This is a genomic window from uncultured Mucilaginibacter sp. (assembly GCF_903913935.1).
Taxonomy (GTDB): Bacteria; Bacteroidota; Bacteroidia; order Sphingobacteriales; family Sphingobacteriaceae; genus Mucilaginibacter.
Genome location: NZ_CAIWNH010000529.1, coordinates 1 through 22361, shown reverse-complemented (window position 1 = coordinate 22361; position 22361 = coordinate 1). Strand labels below are relative to the sequence as shown.

The following is a 22361-nucleotide window of genomic DNA, read 5'->3' as shown; positions in this document are numbered from 1 at the left end:
AAGCCCTGCAAATGCAGGGCTTTTTGTTTAATTCAAAATCGGAAAATATATTTGAAAGCTTCCCTTAAAATGCCTGCTTTTACTAAAGCTGGCTGATATTTTCAAAGAAAGCTGCCTGAAGATCTAAAAGCGTATTAACCTTAATAGACTCGCCGTAAGCGTCAAAGCATAAAAATTTGGAATTTTTAGGGTCATTATTTTTCGCCTTTTCAAAAAAATTGAAAGTTTCAAAAAAATAATGATTGGTAGTTACATTATCCTTAAAGTTGGTTTGCGACCCGTTTAACCTGAAACCGATGGTGTCAATCCACCTGTGCACTTTTGAGTGCAATGATCCGCTTACATTATTCATAGGTTAATATTTTAATGTTTTTAAACGAAAAATCGTGCCATAAGTTTTAAAAATCGCATACTGATTTTTAAACAAATATTTGGTTTTTGCCATCATTAAGGCAGTTTCAATAATATGAAATATTAAGTAAATATTTTTCATATAACAAGAATTGTAACCTACTGAAACTTATTACCGTAGAAAGTGGAAATCAAATTCAAACTTGAAATTATTAGGAAATTAAATTATTCGTTAGTTATGAAATCAAAAAAACTTTTACTACCAATTACATTTATGTGCCTGTTAAGTATTGCAGCATGTAAAAAAGATAAAACACCCGGGCCCGCCGGAGTTACCGGGGCTACCGGAGCAACAGGTTCGCAGGGTGCAATTGGCGCAACCGGGCCCGCTGGGCCACAAGGTCCTTCTGGTGGTGCTACCGGCGCAACCGGCGCAACCGGCGCTACTGGTTCAACAGGTGCTACAGGTTCAACGGGCGCTATTGGTGCAACAGGTGCTACCGGCGCCGCTGGATCAAACGGCACAAATGGTAAGGATGGGATAAATGGAACAAACGGAAAGGATGGCGCTCAAGGACCGGTAGGTCCGGCTGGCCCACAAGGATCTATTGGTGCTACTGGAGCTACAGGTGCTACTGGAGCTACTGGCGCAACGGGTGCAACAGGAGCTACAGGTGCAGCCGGAGCAACCGGCCCACAAGGTGTTAAAGGTGCTACAGGAGCCACTGGCGCCACCGGAGCAACAGGCGCCACTGGAGCAACAGGCGCAACAGGTGCTACTGGTGCCAGGGGAGCAACAGGTGCTACCGGAGCAACAGGAGCTACTGGTGCAACAGGAGCACAAGGCAATGCTAACGTTCAAAGCTTTATATTATCCAAAATGGGTGTTGTTGAAGTGGGCTTAACCAAGCTTTCGATCCCGGCTATTACACAGGATATTGTTGACCAGGGCACGATTTTGATCTACCTGAGAAACACCGGCTCTTCTGGCGGTTGGTATGCTATCCCTTACTCAGAGGCCGGCAACACCATCGACTTGTCAGATTTCGGTGTAGGTTACGTCGATCTTAAAGCAAATTTCACTCTTGCAAATGCCTTCGACTTCAGGATAGTTGTAATTTCAGGCTCAGGACTTACACAACTGAATGTTGCGAATCCGCATCTTAACTTTAAAAACTACTCGCAGGTTTCTCAAGCTTTGCACCTTTCAAACTAAAATAAATAATTTTACATAAACAATAAATATGTAAAGCCTCCCGGTTCCCCGGGGGGCTTTTTCGTTTGTAACAATACCATAGCAGTGCATGTAACAATGCTATGATTATTAATTATTTAACATTTTATAATTGAACATTTGCGTTGGATTTGTGCCTTATACATTAAATTGAAGCTAAAAGTATTTTAATACCCCAATGAAAACTATATTTTCAATATTGATCCTATCGGTTTTTACAATGACCTATGCTTTCGCTCAAAGCGGAAGAGAAGTACACGGAACCATTGCCGATTCAACTAAACAAACACTTCCCGGAACTTCAATAAAACTTACTTCCGATCAGCAAGACAGCACGATGACTGTTACAGATGCAAACGGAAAATTTGTATTTCCTGCAGTAAAAGGCAATAAAATTGTTATTGCCGTATCGTCGATTGGGTATATTACCCTTAAAAGACATTACGCGCTAACCGCTGATAATAAACCTGCGGATTTAGGCACCATCGTAATAAAAAGCGAAGCGCACATGCTTAGCCAGGTGAATATTGTTGGGGTGATACCGATCACCATAAAGGAAGACACAGTTGAATACAAGGCAAGTGCCTACAAGGTACGCGAAAATGCCCCGGTTGAGGACCTGATAAAAAAACTACCCGGCGTTGATGTTGATGTTAACGGCAATGTTACTACGCAGGGAAAACAGGTTACCAAGGTACGGATCAACGGAAAAGATTTTATGGGTGGTGATGTGCAAAGTGCAACAAAAAACCTTCCTGCTGATGTGGTTGAAAACATTCAGATGATTGATGATTATGGCGACCAGGCAAACCTTACCGGGGTAAAAACCGGTGAGCCGGAAAAGATCATGAATATCACCATCCGAAAGGATAAAAACTATGGTTATTTTGGGCAGGCCACTGCTGGCGACGGTGAGGACGCGCTTCCGCAAAGCCAGGGAATCCCTGATGCAAACAGGCATTTGGTGTCGTTAAACGCTTTTAAATTTAACGGCGATCAGCAAATAGCTGTTTTGGGGAGTATAAATAATTCCAATGCAAACACTTTCACCTTTAATTCAACCGGTGGTACCGGCGGTGGTGGTGGATTTGGCGGTGGTGGTGGTGGCGGTGGCCGTGGCAACGCTGCCCGGGGCGGCCAAAACAATGGCAGCCTTACCAGTACCCAAAACGGCATCAGCAACGCCCATTCTATGGGCACCAATTTCAGGGACCAATGGGGTAAATACCTTTCGGTTTATGGCAGTTACAGCTTTGCAGACAATACGGTATCAACAACCACCATTAACGACCAGCGGAATACAAATCCTACAAATCCAAGTGAACAGAAGCAAAACAGCATTGATAAAATTGAAAATATAAACCACCGGTTTACCTGGAACATGGAATACAAACCTGATACTATCAATTATTTAAAAGTTACGCCAACATTCTCGTATTCAGGAACAAACACAAGCGACTATGAAGCCGATAATTTTACAAGTCCGAAGCCACCACCTACCATTTATACCGTGCTTACCAACGCCAATTCACAGGCGCCAACATATGGGTTTACGGCCTTATATAATCGCAGGCTGCCACATCGCAACAATTTAAGCATTAACGTAACCGTAAGTTCTGCGCCCAGCAATTCATTCCAAAACCCGGTTTATACTTATACATCCGGAACACCAACAGCGCCGCTAAACCAAATGATCAGTACTTATAGCCGTACCAATAGCTATGGCACTTCGTTATCCTATCTTTTACCCATCGGCAAATTATCTTATCTTGAATTGACTTACGCGCTGAATTATTCAGCGACCTCGAATAACAAGCAGGATATTGCTATTCTTGACACGCTAAGTACGGTTTTCAGCAGGGACAGCGCGTTAAGCAATCAATACAACTATACTTTTACCACAAATAAAGCCGGCCTTAACTACCGCTTTATCGAAAAAAAATACAATTATACCCTCGGCATTGGGGCACAGCAAGCTGACTTAAGCGGCTATTCTCCGGCAACCGGGGCCAGCACGCACGTCTCCGCCTTTAATTTCATTCCAACCGCCCGTTTTGTTTATAATTTTTCAAGGAGCAGGAATTTCTCTGTAAATTATAACGGATCAAGCAGCACACCGTCATTTTCCCAATTGCAGCCGGTTATTGATTTCTCAAATGCCCTTTACCCGGTAAAAGGCAACCCTGATCTTGCGCCGCAATTCACCAGTAATTTTTCTATCCGGTACAATAACTTTAGCTTTCAAACCGGAGATATATTTTTCGCAAGTATTCAATACCAGGCCATATCCAACTATGTAGCCTCAAATACTATTACTTATCCGCACAAATACCCGTCTGACCCTACATTCCAAAATACTATATTAACCAAGTACCAGAATACCAGCGGCTATAATACCACCTCAGGGCAGTTAACCTATGCAAAGCCACTGGATAACCGCAAGTTTACTTTGTATTTCAGGAGTACTGTTACTTATGCCAACAACATCGGCTTTTTAACAAATATTGACTCGGCCACCAGCGTTGCAACAACTGAAAAAAACATTTCAAAAAACTTACAATTCACTCCCCAATTCCAATTCAGAGTTGATATACCTGATAAGATTGATGCCCAGTTATTAACCAACTATGCCATCAACAAAACAGATAATTCAGTAAGGGATTTTATTACAAACGGCACGGCCAATGTCAGAACCTGGAATACTGGTATAAACGGGAAAAATTATTTTGGCGACTGGACCTTTAGCTATGATTATACGCATGCCACCAATTATGGCTATAATCCGAGTCTTAAAATAACTAATCCTAATATTTTAAACCTTTATGTTGAGCGCCGGTTTATGAAAGATCACCGTGGCGCTATCCGTATATCCGCGTTTGACTTATTTAACCAAAATACAGGTTTTACTTCTTCAACCAACGCCAATTCAATTACCGAAACGCATGTTAACAGGCTGGCACGTTATTACCTGGCAACATTTACGTTAAGGCTACAGAAATTTGCCGGTAAGGCGCCAACACAGGAACCCGGTATGCGCGGATTGAGAAGAGATGGCGGAGCAGGAGGACCCGGCGGCCCAGGCGGTGGTCCGGGTGGCAGCCCCGAATAATGACGACGCTACCTTACGTAAAACTTATTCCCGGCCATGTGTTTAAAAGAATAGAAAAATTTAGTTTTTTACCAGCACGCTGTTGATCACCATTTCAAGGTCTTCCAGGTCAAAAGGTTTGGCAAGGTAAGTTTCGGCACCAGCGTGGCTTGCAAGCTGTTCAATATCGCTATTTGCAGAAAAATAGATAACGGGGATATTTTTCAAAGCCTCATTTTTTTTGAGCGTTTGCGTTGCAATTATTCCGCCATCGTCAGGGATCCAGTTGTCCATAATAATGATATCAGGCATAACAGCTGAAATTTTTTCTACGATTTTATTACAATCTGTATACGCATAAACCGTCCATCCTTGTTCTTCCAAAATGAAGCTGCAGATAGATAGTATATCTTCATCATCATCAAATATTACAATCTTTTTTTCAGTGATATCCATGGGCTTATTACAATTTGAAACTACTTATAACAAATAATAAATGCAATTGTTTTTATTATTTCGTTAATTAATAAATTACAAGGAGATATAACCAAAACTGAGTTAAAAATATTATTAAAACCGCCTCGATTATTATTTTTTCAGAAAGATAAACAAGTCGTTTATCTTCTCAATAATTAACCCAAACGTTATTTCTTTTTGAACAAGCGGAATGAAGAGATTTTTTTAAAGTCTTTTGACGGGATCAAACACCTCTATTTTAACAAATATGATTACAAGGTAAAACACCTAAATCGGAGATTGGACGTTAGGGTAATATAAACGACCTTGTCGACGAAAAGTTGATCTCCGTTTCGGGTAAAAATATTTTGATAATGGATGCAGACCACCTGCTAATGTTGACAGCAGAGACTGAACAATAATTCGCCCACTCCCTAAAAAAGTTAAAAACTATAACCCAATCCAAACTTAAATCCATTTTCCAGCAGGTTAAAACCTTCTTTGCTATTGAAATGGGCAATCCCATAATCCTTGATATAGGGGTTTACGAATACTGTAACATGGCTAAATGCGTACTGGGCGCCAACGCCGATCTCAAACCCAATGCCCGATTGATCAAGCGATAAATAGTTGCCGGAGTAGTTAATTTCCTTATCTATTGAAAGCCCTGCATCGCCATACAAATATTTAAAAAAGGTAAATTTAGCAATAATGGGTATCGAGATGATCTTCAAATCCCCATCATCATTAATGCCTGCCCGGCCAGGTAAAATTGAGTTTTCTTCGGCTTTATCATCAGCAAAAACCAACCCAGTTTGAATTGATAATAGTTTGGTGATCTTTTTGGTGTAAATAAGGCCAAAATTGGTGCCTGTTTTATTATTATAGCCAAAATCGCCAATGGAGCCATGTATATCTACAAAAGTATTGGCCGAGCCGTAAACTACCGCGATGGCGTTGCCGGATTGTGAAAATGCACGCATGCCGATGATGATAAAAAGGATAAGGAGAAGTTTAAATTTCATTAAAAACAGGTTAAAGGTTATACTGATAGATTTTAATAAACACGCGTTCCATTTAACGCATGTTTATACCTTACGCCCAATACTAACAAAATGTAACAAATGAATGCAGCCTGGGGCAAATTAACTTTTACTGCCTGGGCCCCTGGGTAGGCCAGAGTAAGTTTGACCTTTATACCGGCTTCCAGCCTGTATTTTTTTACAAACTTTATGAATTTCAGTGTGGCAAACGTTAACCAACCTGTTACCACTGCCGCTACAGCGGCCAGCGAAATGCTGCCATAAATATACTGCTGCAAGTGGGCATTCAAATTTTGAGTAGACCCGGTTCCATGAAAATTGCCCGGCATCCACAACGATCCCGCTTTGTAACTTAGAAATATAACCAGGGGCAACAACGGAGGTAAACTGATATGTGAAAATATTAATACAAAAGCCTTATTCAACCTAAAAAAAACAGACAGGAAAATGGCTGATATGGTTTGAAAACCCCAAATAGGGATGATGCCAAGGAACACTCCCAGGGCCGCTGAAAATGCTTTTCGCTCGTCCGATTGGTTTGGGTCATAAAGCTGAACAGCCAGCTTTTTTAGTCCTTTTTTAGAGCACAGTGCCGCGGCAACCTTTATGGATTTAATGAAATTCATCTTAAGGGCTTTGCGTATCTGCATCATAATGTGTTATACAAAAATATCGCCCTAATAAAACCTTTAACAACCGGTAGTATTAAACTTTTGTTAATAACAGGCGGCCCTTATACAAAAAGTAATCTTTTAATTTGCGGTGTAAAATGTTTTATAACGAGGATCGTCCCTATCATAAATCATAATCAAATAACCAGCGAAGAAAAATAAATATGTACCCAACCTTATTGGCGTTGCACTCAATGGTGCGCTGGTTTGTTTTGGCGAGTTTGCTTTTTGCCATTTTTCGGGCATATCGCGGCTGGCTTTTTAAAAAGCAGTTTCGGTCGTTTGATGATAGGGTAAGGCAAATCACCGCCACCATTGCGCATGTTCAATTAGTGCTGGGCTTATGGTTGTATTTCATCAGCCCGGTGGTAAGCTATTTTTTATATCATTTCACTGAGGCAGTTCATGAACGGCAGATCAGATTTTTCGGGATGGAGCACATCACCATGATGTTAACGGGTATCGTTATCATTACCATCGGTTCGGTTAAAGCCAAACGAAAAACTACGGATCAGGATAAATTTAAAACAATGGCAATATGGTTCAGTATTGCATTACTGGTTATTTTAAGCTCAATCCCCTGGTCGTTCTCGCCCTTGATCAGCAGGCCAAATTTCAGGCCATTTTAAATCATTGATAAATAGTATTAGCTTAGTTTTATTATTCAAACTGATTTAAATAAAACTCCTCTAATGAAAAAAATCAAGTATTGCTGCTTTATCGCCTGCCTGCTGCTTTCCTGTTCGGCCTCAAAACAACATACAAAGGGCTGGATCTCTTTGTTTGATGGAAAAACCTTGAATAACTGGAAGGTGGGCGACAATGCCGAAACATTTTCGGTTGATAGCGGGATGATCATCGTACATGGCAAAACCGCGCATCTATTTTACGATGGACCAGTGCTGAATCATGACTTTAAAAATTTTGAGTTTAAAGCCGATGTGATGACCCACAAGGGCAGTAACTCGGGCATCTATATCCATACAGGGTACCAGCAGGGTGGATGGCCCTCAAAAGGCTACGAAGTACAGGTAAACAACAGCCATACCGACTGGATAAGGACGGGTAGTTTATACGGCATTGATAACATCAAAGAAGTTTATGTGAAAGACAATGAATGGTTTACCATGTATATTACTGTTGAAGGCAAAAGGGTTTTAGTTAAATTAAATGACAAAGTAGTACTTGACTATACCGAACCTGACAACGTAAAACGTGAAACAGGCGATGAGCAGCGCGTACTTTCAAGCGGTACTTTCGCCTTACAGGGCCATGATCCGAAGAGTTTGACCTTTTTTAAAAATATTATGGTGAAGCCATTGCGTTAACTCGGAAAAATGAAACTGAAGCTAATATTTTGCCTGTTGATCCTCGGGAAAGCATTGCCTTCGTGGTCGTGCCAGCGGGATACCATACGGTTGTTTTATGATATCAACCAAAAGGACCTCACCCCTGCCCATAAAGTTACGCTTGATTCGCTGAGCCGTTTTATAAAGGATACAACCGTCGTTAAAATTCACGGCTTTGCAGATTACCTGGGTAAAAGGGATTCAAACTTTACGCTATCTACCGCAAGGGCCGAAATAGTAAAAGCGTATCTGCAAAAGCTGCACAGCAAAAGCGAGCGATTCTTTGCTAATGGCAAGGGGCAGGTTGATGCTTCAACCAGGGCACATTCTGCCATAGGCGACCCCTTCAATCGCCGGGTCGAGATCATTTTTGCAAGGCCTGCCGCACCAAAACCAGTGCTAAAAAAACCAATTGTGGTACCCCGTTTACGTGATACACTCGGATCAAATAAGAAAAGCGACAGCGTTTACACCCGGATCAACAATATCGGCGGTCGTAATGTTGGCGACAGCATCAGTTTCAGCGAATTAACTTTCCAGCCGGGCAGGCACTTTTTACGACCATCGGCGGTACGATATATGGTTGCGTTAAAAGACCTGTTAAAAGTGCATCCCACACTAAAAATTGAGATCCAGGGACATATTTGCTGCCAGTACAATGGTAAAGACGGCGAAGATCTTGACACACGAAAATTAGAACTATCGCTTACAAGGGCAAAATTCATATATGATTACCTTGTGAGCGAGGGCATCAGCCCAACCCGGCTAACCTACAAAGGCCTGGGCAGCAAAGAACCAAAAGTTTACCCCGAAATGAGCTCGATCGACCAGGATCAAAACAGGCGGGTGGTTATTGTGCTGACGGGGAAGTAGGCAAATTCACTTCCTGTTAAAAATTGTCAGTATTACACTTAAATATTTTCCGGAATTTAATTAGATTAGGCGGATATTAAACCTCAATTATTACCCGATGAAACCCAGGATATTATTACTGCTTTGCCTTATGTTGCCTTTGTCATTTGTTTCCGCACAAAGCGCTAAATCTTACCAATTGAGCTCTCCGGACAACACGATCAATATCACGGTAAATACCGGGGCCAACGTAACGTGGTCCGTTAAGCATGGCGAAACAGAAGTGATCCTGCCATCTGAAATTTCCATCACCCTTGATGATGCTAAAGTATTGGGTAAGAACGTATCTGTAAAAAAAGCGATCCCTTCATCAGCAGATGAAACATTTAACACGCCGTTTTATAAGAAAGCGCAAGTTCGGAATAATTATAACCAGTTGACCATTAATTTTAAGGGCGATTATGGGCTGGTCTTTAGGGCATATAATGATGGGGCAGCATATCGCTTCGTCACCCGGAAAAAGGGGGATATTACCATTTTGAACGAGGAGGCCAATTTTAATTTCAAAGATGATGACAAAGCATTTTTACCCTTTGTGAACGATTACCGTAATAAAGATAAATTCAATACCTCTTTTGAATCACATTATGATCATACCAGCATTTCTGCCATTAAAAAAGATACCCTGGCTTTTTTGCCCGTACTGGTTGATGTAGGCGCCTCTGTAAAAGCGGTGATCCTTGAGGCAGATCTGCAGGATTATCCCGGAATGTACCTTACGCCCGGCGATGGCAATAACCTGCACGGTGTTTTTGCGCCGGTGCCAACGGAAGAGTTTGTAAGCAGAATTAACTATGCGGTAAAAAGCCGGGCGAATTATATCGCCAAAACTAACGGCACACGCAGCTTTCCGTGGCGGGTAGTGGTTATCAGTAACGAAGACAAACAACTGGCTGATAACGATATGATGCAGCGCCTTGCCGAACCCTCCCACCTTGCCGATGTGAGCTGGATTAAACCCGGCAAAGTGGCCTGGGACTGGTGGAACGACTGGAACATCAGCCATGTTGATTTTAAAGCTGGTATAAATGTACCTACCTATAAATACTATATCGACTTCGCGGCAGCAAATAAACTGGAGTATATTATTGTTGATGAGGGCTGGTCAGATGACTACGATCTGAATAAATCCAAGCTGGACGTTCAACAAATCGTTGACTATGGCAAACAGAAAAATATTGGCGTGATCCTATGGTCTACCTGGTATGCCATTACAAGGGACCCGGATGCACTATTTGCCAATTTTGCCAAAATGGGCATAAAAGGGTTTAAGATAGATTTTATAGACCGGGATGATCAGAAAGCAGTAAGCTCGTTGTACTCACTTGCGCAAAAAGCGGCCGATAACCATTTATTGGTTGATTACCACGGCATGTATAAACCAAGCGGCATGCAACGCACCTATCCCAATGTGATCAACTGCGAAGGCGTGAAGGGTTTGGAGAACATGAAATGGGGTGTAAATGACCAGCCGGGCTATGATGTGAGTATTCCTTTTATCCGGATGATGGCGGGCCCGATGGATTATACCCCGGGCGGCATGCGCAATGCGCCAAAGGATGCCTTCCGGCCTGTTAATTCAAACCCTATGACGCAGGGCACCCGGTGCCACCAACTGGCCATGTATACCATATTTGAGGCACCGCTGCAAATGCTTTCGGACAACCCGACCATTTACACTAAGGAACAGGAAAGCACTGATTTTATAGCAGCCGTACCCACCACCTTTGATGCTACGGTATCACTGGATGGCAGCGTTGGCAATTTTGTAAGCATTGCCCGCAAAAAAGGCACCACCTGGTACGCAGGCGTGATGACCAACTGGAACCCGCGCGATTTAACGATGGACCTGTCATTTTTGGGTGAAGGAACCTATAAAGCCACTGTTTTTGAAGACGGCGCCAACGCCGACCACGATGGTACCGACTATACCCGCAAGGTGATCACCGTAACCGCATCAGATAAATTGCCAGTAAAAATGGCATCCGGAGGCGGATGGGCAGCAAGGTTTGAGAAGGTGAACTAAGGACCAGATTCCGGTCAGGCTTTTGGGGGTATTTAAATTAATTGAAAGCTTGTAACAAAGCGGCGTACCTTATAGTCTTAACACCAGGATTTTCGTTAATTTTAAGTCATGCCTGTAAAAACCAGTTTACGTGAAAATGTTTCCATCGCCCTCCAGTCAATTGCAGGCAATAGGTTGAGGACATCGTTAACATCCCTGATCATCGCTATTGGTATTATGGCATTGGTGGGTATATTAACGGCGATTGAAGGGGTAAAAACCTCCGTTAACAACGCCTTTGCAGGGCTGGGCGCCAATTCGTTCACCATTCAGAACCGGGGCTCAGGGCTAAACTTCGGCAATGGCGGACATGACAAAGTCTATCCCAAAATAAGTTTTGACCAGGCTGACAGGTTTAAAAAGAAATTTGCGCTTCCGGTTTTAACACGTGTAAACCTCGATGTCACCGGCACCGCTGTAGCAAAATACGGCAATAAAAAAACCAACCCCAATATATCGGTAACGGGTTCAAATGAAAACTACCTGGTTATCAGCGGGTATAAATTATCTTTCGGTCGTAATTTTTCCTCATCAGAGCTGGAACACGGCGAAAACGTAGTGATGATCGGCAACGAGATAAAGAAAAAGCTTTTTAAAGACGAGGACCCAATTAACAAGTCAATTTATATCGGCAGTACACAGTTTAGGGTGATCGGTGTTTTTGCAACCAAGGGGTCGAGTAATATGTTTGGCGGTGATAAGTTTTGTGTGATCCCGGTTTTAAAAGCCAAACAGATCGATCCGGATACTAACAAAACATTCACAGTTACCATCCAGGTAAGCAGCCCGGCTGCCCTGGACGCTACTATTGGAGAAGCCACTTCGCTTTTTAGAAACGTGAGGGGCCTGAATGTAACCAGCGATAATAATTTTGAAATAGAAAGAAGTGACTCGATCCAGCATGAATTGTCGGGCAACCTGTCAATGATGACAATGGGTGGTGCAGCTATAGGCGCTATTACTTTAATAGGGGCCGCCATTGGATTGATGAATATCATGCTGGTATCTGTAACCGAGCGTACCCGCGAGATCGGCCTGCGCAAGGCATTGGGGGCAACACCGTCAATTATCCGGAAGCAGTTTTTAATTGAAGCAATTGTAATTTGTCTTATCGGCGGTATATTGGGTATTATATTAGGAATGGCCGCAGGTAACCTTATTGCAATTAATATCAGCGGGGCCTTTGTAGCGCCCTGGGTATGGCTGTTTTCAGCAATCTTACTCTGTACCTGTATCGGGCTGATCTCTGGCTTTTATCCAGCTAAAAAGGCTTCCAAACTTGATCCTGTGGAAGCATTGAGGTATGAATAAATTCAAATTTCGGATGTTCGATTTCGAATTTCGATTTTTTTTAACCGGAAGGTCGTACGATTTCCACCTGCCGGGAATCGGGTTAAATCAAAAATGCCATAGCATTTTATAATTCCGAAATCGAAAATTCGAAATCCGAAATTACCTCAGCATAATATTCTTCAACGGGTAATCAAACATGATCTTTTCGAGGTAGGGCATTTTTAAAGCCTGTTTTAACGCTTCTGCATGCCTTAAATGGTGCATATCACTCGAAATAAAATCAACCAACTGGTTGTCGATCAAATTTTCAGCTGCTTTTTTTGTTTCCTTGCCGTAATACCCGGTAAGAGATATGGTATTGATCTGGAACAACAGGCCCCAGTCGTGCAAAGTCTTTAGCTGATCAATCTCCAGGTAAGGATATCTTTCAGGATGGGCCAGGATGGGTTTATAGCCTAAATCTCTCAATCGCTGCACTACCGGTATCGTATTGGGTGGCTGGTTGATAAACGAAAATTCAAAAAGCACATAATTATCACCCATAATCATCAATTCGCCATTATTTACCCTATCTTCAAATGTTTCGTCGAAATAGTGTTCAGCCGCCGCTTCTATCTCTATATCAATCTTTTCCTTTGCCAGTTCGGCTTTAAGTAGGGCAAGGGCACCGTTAATTGTTTCAGGCGTATTCCTGTAATAATCAGCCATGATGTGTGGCGTGGCGATTATTTTCCTGATGCCAAGTTCCATCATTTTTCTGATCAGCGCTATAGATTCTTCCGGGTTTTTAGCGCCATCATCAATTCCCGGCAAAACATGCGAGTGCATGTCTACCTCTATCGAGCTGTAATCAAACGTTATATTTTTTTTGTATTCTTTCTTTTTAAAGATCCCAAACATTTTATCAATAATTATCGTGTGCACTTCATACAAAACCTTTCCAGGCAAAACCCGCCGTTATTGATCACAAAGGGCATTATTGAACAACCTGCAAATACCGGCGCTAAACTATCCGGGGCAGGAGGTCGCTATTTTGAGCTTATTTTCTAATTTCTCATCACAACCAGGTGTGCAACAACGGGCTGCAAAGGTAAACAATGCATGCGAATTCACAGCCTACATTTTTTTTGCATCAATTTAACCTGCGAAAATAGTATTAAATAGGATTTTCCGATAAATATTGCTCCCAGGCCCAGGCAGAAGACATCATGGTATCAAGCCCTATTTGCGCCCTCCAGTGCAACTGTTTTGCTGATTTGGTTACATCTCCCCAAACCTTCTCCACGTCACCGCTCCGGCGTGGCCCTATTTCATAATTTAATTTAACACCTGTGGCGCGTTCAAAAGCGTTAATCACTTCCAAAACAGTGTTACCGTTGCCGGTGCCTAAGTTAAATACGTCGTAACCGGCAAATGTGTCGGCCTCCATTAGTTTTAATGCCGCCACATGGGCTTTGGCAAGGTCAACCACATGAATATAGTCACGCACACAGCTACCATCCCTTGTATCATAGTCATTGCCAAACACGGTAATTTTTTCGCGTTTACCAATGGCAGTCTGGGTGATAAAAGGCACCAGGTTTTGCGGGACGCCAATCGGAAGCTCACCAATCAGGGCCGATTCATGGGCGCCAACCGGGTTAAAATATCTTAATGCAATAACTTTTTTGGCATCGCCCGATACCACTGCATCTTTAAGTATTTCTTCGGCAATTTGTTTGGTATTGCCATAGGGTGACTGTGCAGGTTTTACCGCAGCATTTTCAGTAACAGGCAATTCATCTGGCTGTCCGTAAACCGTGCAGCTGGATGAAAAAACAAAACTCAATGTTTTACCACTATACTGCCGCAATAAATTTAACAGCGAGGCTAAATTATTGTGATAATATTTTAATGGGTTATTTACCGATTCGCCAACTGCTTTAAAAGCAGCAAAATGAATAATTCCTTCCAAATCAGGCTCTGCGGCGGCAAATTCTTTTAACTTATTTTCGTCACAAAGGTCAAACTGGTAAAAAGCGGGTTTGAAACCGATAATTTTACTTAATTGATCTAATATCTGGTGATGCGAGTTGGAAAGGTCATCTACTATTATAGGCTCAAAACCGGCGTTTACAAGTTCAAAAACAGTGTGTGACCCGATGTAGCCTAATCCGCCTGTTACTAATATTTTAGCCATTAGTGTTTGTTATAATAAGTAAAGTCTTTATGCTGTATCTCTTTTTCAGGCAACGATTTGAAATATTCAAAAGTAATCTTCAAGCCCTCGCTGCGGGATACCTTCGGCTCCCAGCCAAGAATACTTTTGGCTTTTGTAATATCTGGCCTGCGTTGTTTGGGGTCGTCAGTGGGCAAAGGCAGGCAGATCAGTTTCTGATCAGTTCCTGTTAGTTTAATGATCTCTTCGCCAAATTCCCTTATAGTAATTTCGTCAGGGTTGCCAATATTCATTGGCTGTGCATAGTCGCTGAAAAGTAAACGAACGATACCTTCGACCAGATCGTCAACATAACAAAACGATCTTGTTTGAGAACCGTCGCCAAACATGGTCAATGATTCGCCACGCAGGGCCTGGCCTATGAAGGCAGGTAATACGCGCCCGTCATTCAGTCGCATGCGGGGGCCGTACGTGTTAAATATCCGGATAATCCGTGTTTCCAGGCCATGGAAAGTATGATAAGCCATGGTAATGGCCTCCTGGAAGCGTTTGGCTTCGTCATAAACGCCCCTTGGCCCTACCGGGTTTACATTCCCCCAATATTCCTCTGGTTGCGGGTTTACACTTGGGTCGCCGTAAACTTCGGATGTAGACGCAATCAGCATCCTTGAGTTTTTGGCCCTGGCAAGGCCCAACAGGTTGTGTGTACCCAGCGAGCCTACCTTTAAAGTTTGAATCGGGATCTTTAAATAATCGATCGGGCTGGCTGGCGAGGCAAAATGCAGAATATAGTGAAGATCACCGGGCACGTAAACAAATTTGGAAACATCATGGTTATAAAACTCAAAGTTTTCCAGCTTAAAAAGATGCTCGATATTGCGCAAATCACCGGTGATCAGGTTATCCATGCCGATTACATGGTAGTCATCTTTAATAAACCTGTCGCACAAATGTGAACCTAAAAAACCCGCAGCGCCTGTTATTAATATTCTTTTCCGTTCAGCCATTATTTTATTTCTTTACGTCCGATGCTGTTATAATAATACCCGCAATCAATCATCTTATCCAAATCGTATAAGTTACGTCCGTCAAAAATAACTTTTTCTTTTAACAAGCTGTCCATCTGGTCAAAATCAGGCGTTCTGAAAAGTGACCATTCGGTTACAATAAGCAGTGCGTCAGCACCATCAATGGCCTCATACTGGTCGGCAGCATATTTAATCTTGTCGCCAAATAACGCCTCAACGTTTTTCATTGCTTCCGGATCAAAGGCTGATACTTCGGCGCCTGCCGCCAATAATTCATCAATAATATACAATGCAGGCGCTTCGCGTATATCATCCGTTTCGGGCTTAAAGGCAAGGCCCCACATGGCAAACTTTTTCCCTTTTATATCGCCTTTATAATATTTTTTTACTTTTTCAACCAATACCTTTTTCTGGATCTCGTTAACCTCCATTACCGAATTCAGGATCCTGAAATTGTATTTATTTTCTTCGGAAGATTTGGCCAGCGCCTGCACATCTTTAGGGAAGCAACTGCCGCCATAACCGATCCCTGAAAAAAGGAACCGTTTACCGATACGATTGTCTGCACCAATACCGCGCCTCACCATATCTACATCGGCGCCAACCAGTTCGCAAAGATTGGCAATCTCATTCATAAAAGATATTTTGGTGGCCAAAAACGAGTTGGCGGCATACTTTGTTAATTCAGAAGAACGTTCGTCCATAAAGATAACCGGGTTACCCTGCCTAACGTAAGGAGCATATAATTCTGCCATCAGTTTGCGGGCACGTTCGTCTTTTGTTCCAACAACAACGCGGTCGGGTTTCATAAAATCTTCGACCGCCACGCCTTCTCTTAAAAACTCAGGGTTTGATACCACTGCAAATTCAACGGTAGTATTCGCGTTCATAACGGCTGTAACTTTATCGGCCGTGCCGACAGGTACGGTTGATTTGGTTACGATTACTTTATAATCAGTAATTAGTTTAGCAATGTCTTTTGCAGCACCCAAAACATAGCTCAGATCGGCAGAGCCATCTCCCCCCGGAGGGGTGGGTAAAGCAAGGAATATTATTTTTGCCTCAGCGATAGCTTCTGCAAGATTTGAAGTAAAATGTAAACGTTCCTGTTTTATATTCCTGTGGAAAAGAAGTTCGAGACCAGGCTCATAAATAGGCAGTTGCCCATCCTGCATCATTTTTACTTTCTTTTCGTTGATATCAACACAGATTACCTGGTTACCAGTCTCGGCTAAACAGGTACCCGTGACAAGACCAACATAACCTGTTCCAACTACTGCTATTTTCATAGATTTTTATATTTAAAATGTGATACTTTTACGGATTGCGAAGTTACTAAATCAAAACTAAAATGTTGCTATTATACAATACCGCAATACGTATATATTATGTAATTATCTGGATATTTTCCTTTTTTAATAAAAAGGCTAAACTCTGGATCAGCGGTCGTAACAAACAGTCTTTTATACGTCAAAAGGATGCTATTTGGTTTCATTTTTCTTCACTTGGTGAATTTGAGCAAGGGCGCCCGGTTTTAGAAGCGATGAGGCAAAACTATCCTGAAAATAAAATAGTTATTACTTTTTTTTCACCCTCGGGATACGAGGTTAGAAAGAACACAATCCTCGCCGACGCAGTTTATTATTTACCGCTCGATACGGCGCGAAATGCGAAGGAATTTTTAGATTTTATTCAACCCAAACTGGTTATATTTACCAAATACGAATACTGGTATAATTTTTTTAAGGAAATGTATCGCAGGGATATACCATTGTATATTATTTCTGGTATTTTTAGACCAGGACAAATATTTTTTAAATGGTATGGCGGACTGCACCGGAAAATGCTGGGCTTTGTAACCTGGTTTTTTGTGCAGGATGATAAGTCTAAACAATTATTGAAAAAATTAGGAAAAGAACAAGTTACCGTTAGCGGCGATACCCGTTTTGACAGGGTATGGGAAAACTCATTTGCGCCGAAAGAGCTGCCAAACATTGCGGCATTTAAAAACGGGCAAAAAGTATTTGTTGCCGGCAGCACCTGGCCCGAAGACGAGTACCTGTTAGCTGAGCTGATAACCGAATATTCCGGCTGGAAGTTTATTATTGCCCCGCACGAAATTGATAATGATCAACTTGACCGCCTGATGGAATTGCTGCCAACGAAATCATCGGCCCGGTACTCCATCATCTCCAATTTAAATGGTAATTTTAATAACCTGCGCGTACTCGTGATTGATAACATTGGTATGCTGTCATCCCTGTACCAGTATGGCGAAATAGCCTATATCGGCGGTGGCTTTGGCGCAGGCATCCATAATACGCTTGAAGCAGCGGCTTTTGGCCTGCCTGTAATATTTGGCCCCAACTATGCCAGGTTTAAAGAAGCCAATGAACTGGTTGCGTTAAGAGCCGGATTCAGCATCAATAATGCTGAACAACTGAGCGAAATTATGAACACCCTGGTAAATGATGCTGCTTTTTATTCGGCCGCCAATAAAAAGATACTGGCTTATGTACAAGAGCATACCGGAGCAACAAACAGCATTTTGAACCACATAGAAAAAAAATAGCGAGCGGCTAATTGTGAACACTTTGCACAAATTTCCGCTCACTAATCATAATTGACTACTTATCATTGAACCGCTTATGGGGAGATTTAGGCAACTTTGCCCGTGTTACCACCTGAATTTATAGGCGTAATAACCCGTTGTTATATGAAGTATATTTACTTATTTGCAGTGGGAATTAATAAATGATCATTGCTGTTACCGTTACCCTGTTTTTTGTTGTTTTGCGGTTTACCGTAACGCTTTTTAATTTTTTATCAAATCCAAAATTAACCAGGGTAAATAAGCAGTATACTGATATTGTTTCGATACTGATCCCTGCCCGCAATGAGGAGGCTAACATCCTTAAACTATTAATAGCAATCCAATTGCAGGATTATAAAAGCTATGAGGTTATTGTGTATGATGATGAATCATCGGATGATACTTATCAGATCTGTACAGATCATGCAGCTAAAGATCAGCATGTAAGCGTAATAAAGGGCGGAAAACTTCCTGGCGGCTGGACAGGAAAAAATCATGCCTGCCACCAATTGGCGAGCAAAGCTAAGGGCGAATATTTTTTGTTTTTAGATGCAGATGACACGGTAAACAATGGTTTGATCAACAGCGCCGTTCATCGGATGAAGTTATATAAACTGGCCTTGCTAAGTCTTTTTGCCAACCAGGAAATGGAAACCTTTGGTGAGCATGTTACGGTCCCCCTTTTGCATTATTTGTTATTAAATTTATTGCCGCTCAGGCTGGTGTTTTTAACCGAAAATGCTGCTGTGGCAACAGCCTGCGGGCAGTTTATGCTTTTTGATGCGGATGTTTACAGGCAAAATGCATGGCATCAGCTTGTAAAAGATAAGGTAGTTGAGGATGCCTGCATTATGCGCGAGGTGAAAATGGCCGGGCTTAACGGCGATGTTTTACTGGCTAACGGTATGATGGATTGCCGCATGTACCGCAGTTACAGCGATGCGATAACCGGTTTCAGCAAAAATGCACTTGCGGCTTTCAATTATAGCATTGCAGGATTGTTGATTTATTTACTGATGCTATTGAGCGGCCCCATGATCGTGATCACGACCCTCAATTTTAGCCTGATCTTTTTTATGGGAGGTTTAATTTTGTTAACCCGTGTGATGATCTCGTTATCCACAGGCCAAAATGTGCTATACAATATTCTGCTGCACCCTGTTCAAATGATCAATTTGGCCATTATCGCGTTTCTTTCTATCCAAAAATATCTTACCAAAACGGTTGTTTGGAAAGGAAGAAGGGTATAGGTATATTCTGATATGGACCGTGTAAATGAAATTTCACTTTCGGACTTCCCGACTTTTCGGACTTTTTAACGTAATTTTGCAGTACAATGGGTGATTATCAACTACAGGTTACTATCGACCAGGATTCGGGCTTTTGCTTCGGCGTAGTTTATGCTATTGATATGGCCGAAGAAATACTTGAAGAAGACGGTTATTTATATTGCCTGGGCGACATTGTACATAATGATGAGGAGGTTGCCCGTTTGAAGGCGAAAGGCCTCAGGATAATTGAACATGCCGATTTGGTAAACTTATCGAACGAAAAAGTCCTGATCCGTGCGCACGGCGAAGCGCCTGATACTTACCGGATAGCGCTTGAAAATAACATTTCGCTGATAGATGCTTCGTGCCCGGTAGTTTTAAAATTGCAAAACCGCATTAAGACCTCATTTGACGCCAACGAGAAGATCCTGATCTTCGGCAAACATGGCCATGCCGAAGTGGTTGGACTGCAGGGACAAACCAATAACGAGGCCCTTGTTTTCCAGGATATTGCCGAACTGGACAACGTGGAGTTGCCGAAAAACATCACCCTGTACAGCCAGACCACCAAAAGCATGGAAAAGTTTTACAGCATTAAAGACCAGCTTTTGCAACGCGGCTACGACCTTAAGGCCAATGATACCATTTGCCGCCAGGTATCCAACCGGGATCAGGATCTGCCCAAATTTGCTATAAAATTTGACAAGGTCGTTTTTGTTTCGGGAGTAAAATCATCCAACGGCAAAGTTTTGTATGAAGTTTGCCGCAAGCATAACCCCAATACTTATTTTATATCTTCCCCGTCCGAATTAAAAAATACGATGTTTGCTCCCGGCGATAAAGTGGGTATTGCCGGCGCCACCTCCACCCCAATGTGGCTGATGCAGCAGGTAAAAGCGGAGTTAGAGGCGTTTTAGCCAACAGTTTAAAATTAGCAGTTTGCCGCTTTAAAGCAGGTAAATCTTAAGGACCCAGCAACTTTCACTCTTTCGTACAAAAAAACACTAATCTCCAATCTCTAATCACTATTTTTGCGTAAGAATATTATGTCGAAAAAAGGAGTTTTACTGGTTAATTTGGGTACGCCCGACAGTCCGGAAACCAGGGACGTTCGTAAATACCTGGATGAGTTTTTAATGGATCCGCGGGTGATCGATATCAACCCGGTATCAAGGGCACTGCTGGTAAAAGGCATTATTGCCCCTTTCCGCAGTCCAAAATCAGCCAAATTATACAAGGCCATCTGGCACGATAAAACAGGCTCACCCCTATTGTATTACAGCCAATTGCAACACAAATTATTGCAGGACCGTTTGGGCTACGAATATATGGTTGAACTGGCGATGCGCTACCAGAGCCCGTCGATTGAATCTGCCTTAAACAGGATGAAAGCTGCTTTGGTGGACAGTATCCAGGTGATCGCCTTGTTCCCGCAATATGCTTCGGCAAGTACAGGCTCGGTTTATGATAAGGTAATGGAACTGATACGCAAATGGCAAACTATCCCTTCCATCTCCTTTATTAATTCGTTTCATGACAACGAGTTGATGATTGAAACATTTGCCAATAACGGCAAAAAGTACAAACCTGAGACTTACGATCATATCCTGTTCAGTTTCCACGGCCTGCCGCAGCGGCAATTGATCAAATGCGACCATACCGGCAAATATTGTTTAAAGGTAGAAGGTTGCTGCAATACGCTTAATGATACCAACAAATTTTGCTACTCGGCACAATCCTATGATACCGCCCGGTTGATCGCTGAAAAATTAAATCTCCCCAAAGACAAATATTCTATTTGTTTTCAATCGAGATTAGGAAAAGACCCCTGGGTGCAGCCCTATACCAGCGAAGTGGTTGCCAAACTGGCTGCCGAAGGGAAAAAACGCCTGCTGGTATTTTGCCCTGCTTTTGTGGCCGACTGCCTGGAAACCGTTTACGAAGTTACCGTTGAATATGGTGATGAGTTTAAAGCCCTTGGTGGTGAACATGTGCAACTGGTGGAGAGCCTGAACGATTCGGCTACCTGGATAGACGCGCTGGAGCAAATGGTGATTGGGAAGAAGTCTTAAGTCTGGAGTCGAATGTCCCGGGTCTATGGGTGTAACATTCCTTGATCTTTTTACTCTAAAAACAGCTTAATTGCACACAACAATACTGAGAACCGATATCAAATAATGAATACAAAACTAATAATGACCCTAAGCGCCGTCACACTTGCTGTTATTGGGATCGGGCTAACCTTTTTTCCCGGTGAAATATTGCAATACCTGGGCATCGCTTCATCAACGCCATTATTGATCATATTGCAGTTGCTGGGTGCTTTGTATTTTGGCTTTGCCATGCTTAACTGGATGGCGAAAGGTGCGCTTATTGGTGGCATTTATAACAAGCCGGTAGCGGTAGCCAATGCGGCTCACTTTTTAATCGGGGGTTTGGCATTGGTTAAAGCGCTGATCAATAATTCCGGATCTCCTTTTCTTTTATGGATATTGGGTGGGATTTACCTTGTTTTTGCGGTGAGTTTTGGCATCATCTTTAACACGCACCCTGCAAATAATCAAACTGTATAAAAGATCATTGTTAAAATTCGGTTTCAAATTTGTCATTGAGCAACTTTTTGTTACTTTTTCCGACCGCAGCTCAGTTTGCTGCTGGCATTTAAAACTGCGGCAAACTGCAAACCGCCCAGGCAAACTAAAAAAAGGGGGATTAGCTCAGCTGGCTAGAGCGCTTGCATGGCATGCAAGTTAAAAACGCCCCTAAATACACTTAAAACCTCTTTTTTACTACTTTCTATTCTTTTTACGTGCAAATTACGTGCAACCTGATCTTTGTTTAAATAATCT

The 22361-nt window shown here is 42.4% G+C and carries 20 protein-coding genes; 12 read left to right on the top strand and 8 right to left on the bottom strand.

Features of this window, described 5'->3' with window-relative positions:
- Positions 1-82: 82 nt before the first annotated feature.
- Positions 83-352: a hypothetical protein gene (locus QZY09_RS21295; RefSeq protein ID WP_295675861.1), complete on the bottom strand. Its 270-nt coding sequence runs from the start codon at positions 350-352 to the stop codon at positions 83-85.
- A 237-nt stretch (positions 353-589) separates the two neighbouring features.
- Between QZY09_RS21295 and QZY09_RS21290 the strand changes: the two genes are divergently transcribed.
- On the top strand, positions 590-1567 hold the full coding sequence (locus tag QZY09_RS21290; protein WP_295675859.1) for a hypothetical protein: 978 nt from the start codon (positions 590-592) through the stop codon (positions 1565-1567).
- A 196-nt stretch (positions 1568-1763) separates the two neighbouring features.
- Entirely contained in the window at positions 1764-4694 is a 2931-nt protein-coding gene (locus QZY09_RS21285; protein ID WP_295675857.1) for an outer membrane beta-barrel protein, read from the top strand.
- Between the two features lie 60 nt (positions 4695-4754).
- Here QZY09_RS21285 and QZY09_RS21280 read toward each other — a convergent pair whose 3' ends face one another.
- The 3 genes from QZY09_RS21280 to QZY09_RS21270 form a co-directional block, all read right to left on the bottom strand.
- Complete coding sequence (locus QZY09_RS21280) at positions 4755-5129, bottom strand: response regulator (RefSeq protein ID WP_295675856.1); 375 nt, start codon at positions 5127-5129, stop codon at positions 4755-4757.
- 443 nt (positions 5130-5572) lie between these two features.
- Positions 5573-6154: an outer membrane beta-barrel protein gene (locus QZY09_RS21275; protein WP_295675854.1), complete on the bottom strand. Its 582-nt coding sequence runs from the start codon at positions 6152-6154 to the stop codon at positions 5573-5575.
- A 32-nt stretch (positions 6155-6186) separates the two neighbouring features.
- Complete coding sequence (locus QZY09_RS21270; RefSeq protein WP_295675852.1) at positions 6187-6798, bottom strand: DUF2062 domain-containing protein; 612 nt, start codon at positions 6796-6798, stop codon at positions 6187-6189.
- Positions 6799-7007: 209 nt separating this feature from the next.
- Between QZY09_RS21270 and QZY09_RS21265 the strand changes: the two genes are divergently transcribed.
- From QZY09_RS21265 to QZY09_RS21245, 5 genes are all read left to right on the top strand, one after another.
- Positions 7008-7472 carry a hypothetical protein gene (locus QZY09_RS21265; RefSeq protein WP_295675850.1) on the top strand — a complete coding sequence of 155 codons (465 nt, stop codon included), beginning with the start codon at positions 7008-7010 and terminating at the stop codon, positions 7470-7472.
- 63 nt (positions 7473-7535) lie between these two features.
- Positions 7536-8171 carry a DUF1080 domain-containing protein gene (locus tag QZY09_RS21260; protein WP_295675847.1) on the top strand — a complete coding sequence of 212 codons (636 nt, stop codon included), beginning with the start codon at positions 7536-7538 and terminating at the stop codon, positions 8169-8171.
- A gap of 9 nt (positions 8172-8180) precedes the next feature.
- The gene (locus QZY09_RS21255) at positions 8181-9065 is read left to right on the top strand and encodes an OmpA family protein (RefSeq protein WP_295675845.1); all 885 of its coding nucleotides are present in this window, start codon (positions 8181-8183) and stop codon (positions 9063-9065) included.
- Between the two features lie 97 nt (positions 9066-9162).
- On the top strand, positions 9163-11130 hold the full coding sequence (locus QZY09_RS21250; protein ID WP_295675844.1) for a glycoside hydrolase family 97 protein: 1968 nt from the start codon (positions 9163-9165) through the stop codon (positions 11128-11130).
- A gap of 108 nt (positions 11131-11238) precedes the next feature.
- A complete protein-coding gene (locus QZY09_RS21245; protein WP_295675842.1) occupies positions 11239-12480 on the top strand; it encodes an ABC transporter permease in 1242 nt (413 codons plus the stop codon).
- Between the two features lie 141 nt (positions 12481-12621).
- Here the strand turns inward: QZY09_RS21245 and QZY09_RS21240 are convergent, their stop codons facing one another.
- The 4 genes from QZY09_RS21240 to QZY09_RS21225 form a co-directional block, all read right to left on the bottom strand.
- Entirely contained in the window at positions 12622-13362 is a 741-nt protein-coding gene (locus tag QZY09_RS21240) for a CpsB/CapC family capsule biosynthesis tyrosine phosphatase (protein ID WP_295675841.1), read from the bottom strand.
- Between the two features lie 256 nt (positions 13363-13618).
- A complete protein-coding gene (galE, locus tag QZY09_RS21235; protein ID WP_295675839.1) occupies positions 13619-14641 on the bottom strand; it encodes a UDP-glucose 4-epimerase GalE in 1023 nt (340 codons plus the stop codon).
- A complete protein-coding gene (locus QZY09_RS21230) occupies positions 14641-15627 on the bottom strand; it encodes a UDP-glucuronic acid decarboxylase family protein (RefSeq protein ID WP_295675836.1) in 987 nt (328 codons plus the stop codon). The genes galE and QZY09_RS21230 overlap by 1 nt, the downstream gene beginning before the upstream one ends.
- Complete coding sequence (locus QZY09_RS21225) at positions 15627-16937, bottom strand: UDP-glucose/GDP-mannose dehydrogenase family protein (protein WP_295675833.1); 1311 nt, start codon at positions 16935-16937, stop codon at positions 15627-15629. The genes QZY09_RS21230 and QZY09_RS21225 overlap by 1 nt, the downstream gene beginning before the upstream one ends.
- Before the next feature lie 62 nt (positions 16938-16999).
- On the opposite strand from QZY09_RS21225, the gene QZY09_RS21220 reads away from it, so the two are divergent.
- The 5 genes from QZY09_RS21220 (at position 17000) to QZY09_RS21200 (ending at position 22085) form a co-directional block, all read left to right on the top strand.
- Complete coding sequence (locus QZY09_RS21220; RefSeq protein WP_295675831.1) at positions 17000-18220, top strand: glycosyltransferase N-terminal domain-containing protein; 1221 nt, start codon at positions 17000-17002, stop codon at positions 18218-18220.
- A gap of 182 nt (positions 18221-18402) precedes the next feature.
- Complete coding sequence (locus tag QZY09_RS21215; protein WP_295675829.1) at positions 18403-19491, top strand: glycosyltransferase family 2 protein; 1089 nt, start codon at positions 18403-18405, stop codon at positions 19489-19491.
- Positions 19492-19577: 86 nt separating this feature from the next.
- On the top strand, positions 19578-20429 hold the full coding sequence (locus tag QZY09_RS21210) for a 4-hydroxy-3-methylbut-2-enyl diphosphate reductase (protein WP_295675827.1): 852 nt from the start codon (positions 19578-19580) through the stop codon (positions 20427-20429).
- A 129-nt stretch (positions 20430-20558) separates the two neighbouring features.
- Positions 20559-21584, top strand: a complete 1026-nt coding sequence (gene hemH / locus QZY09_RS21205) for a ferrochelatase (RefSeq protein WP_295675823.1) — start codon at positions 20559-20561, stop codon at positions 21582-21584.
- A gap of 105 nt (positions 21585-21689) precedes the next feature.
- Positions 21690-22085 carry a hypothetical protein gene (locus QZY09_RS21200; RefSeq protein ID WP_295675821.1) on the top strand — a complete coding sequence of 132 codons (396 nt, stop codon included), beginning with the start codon at positions 21690-21692 and terminating at the stop codon, positions 22083-22085.
- Positions 22086-22361 lie beyond the last annotated feature (276 nt).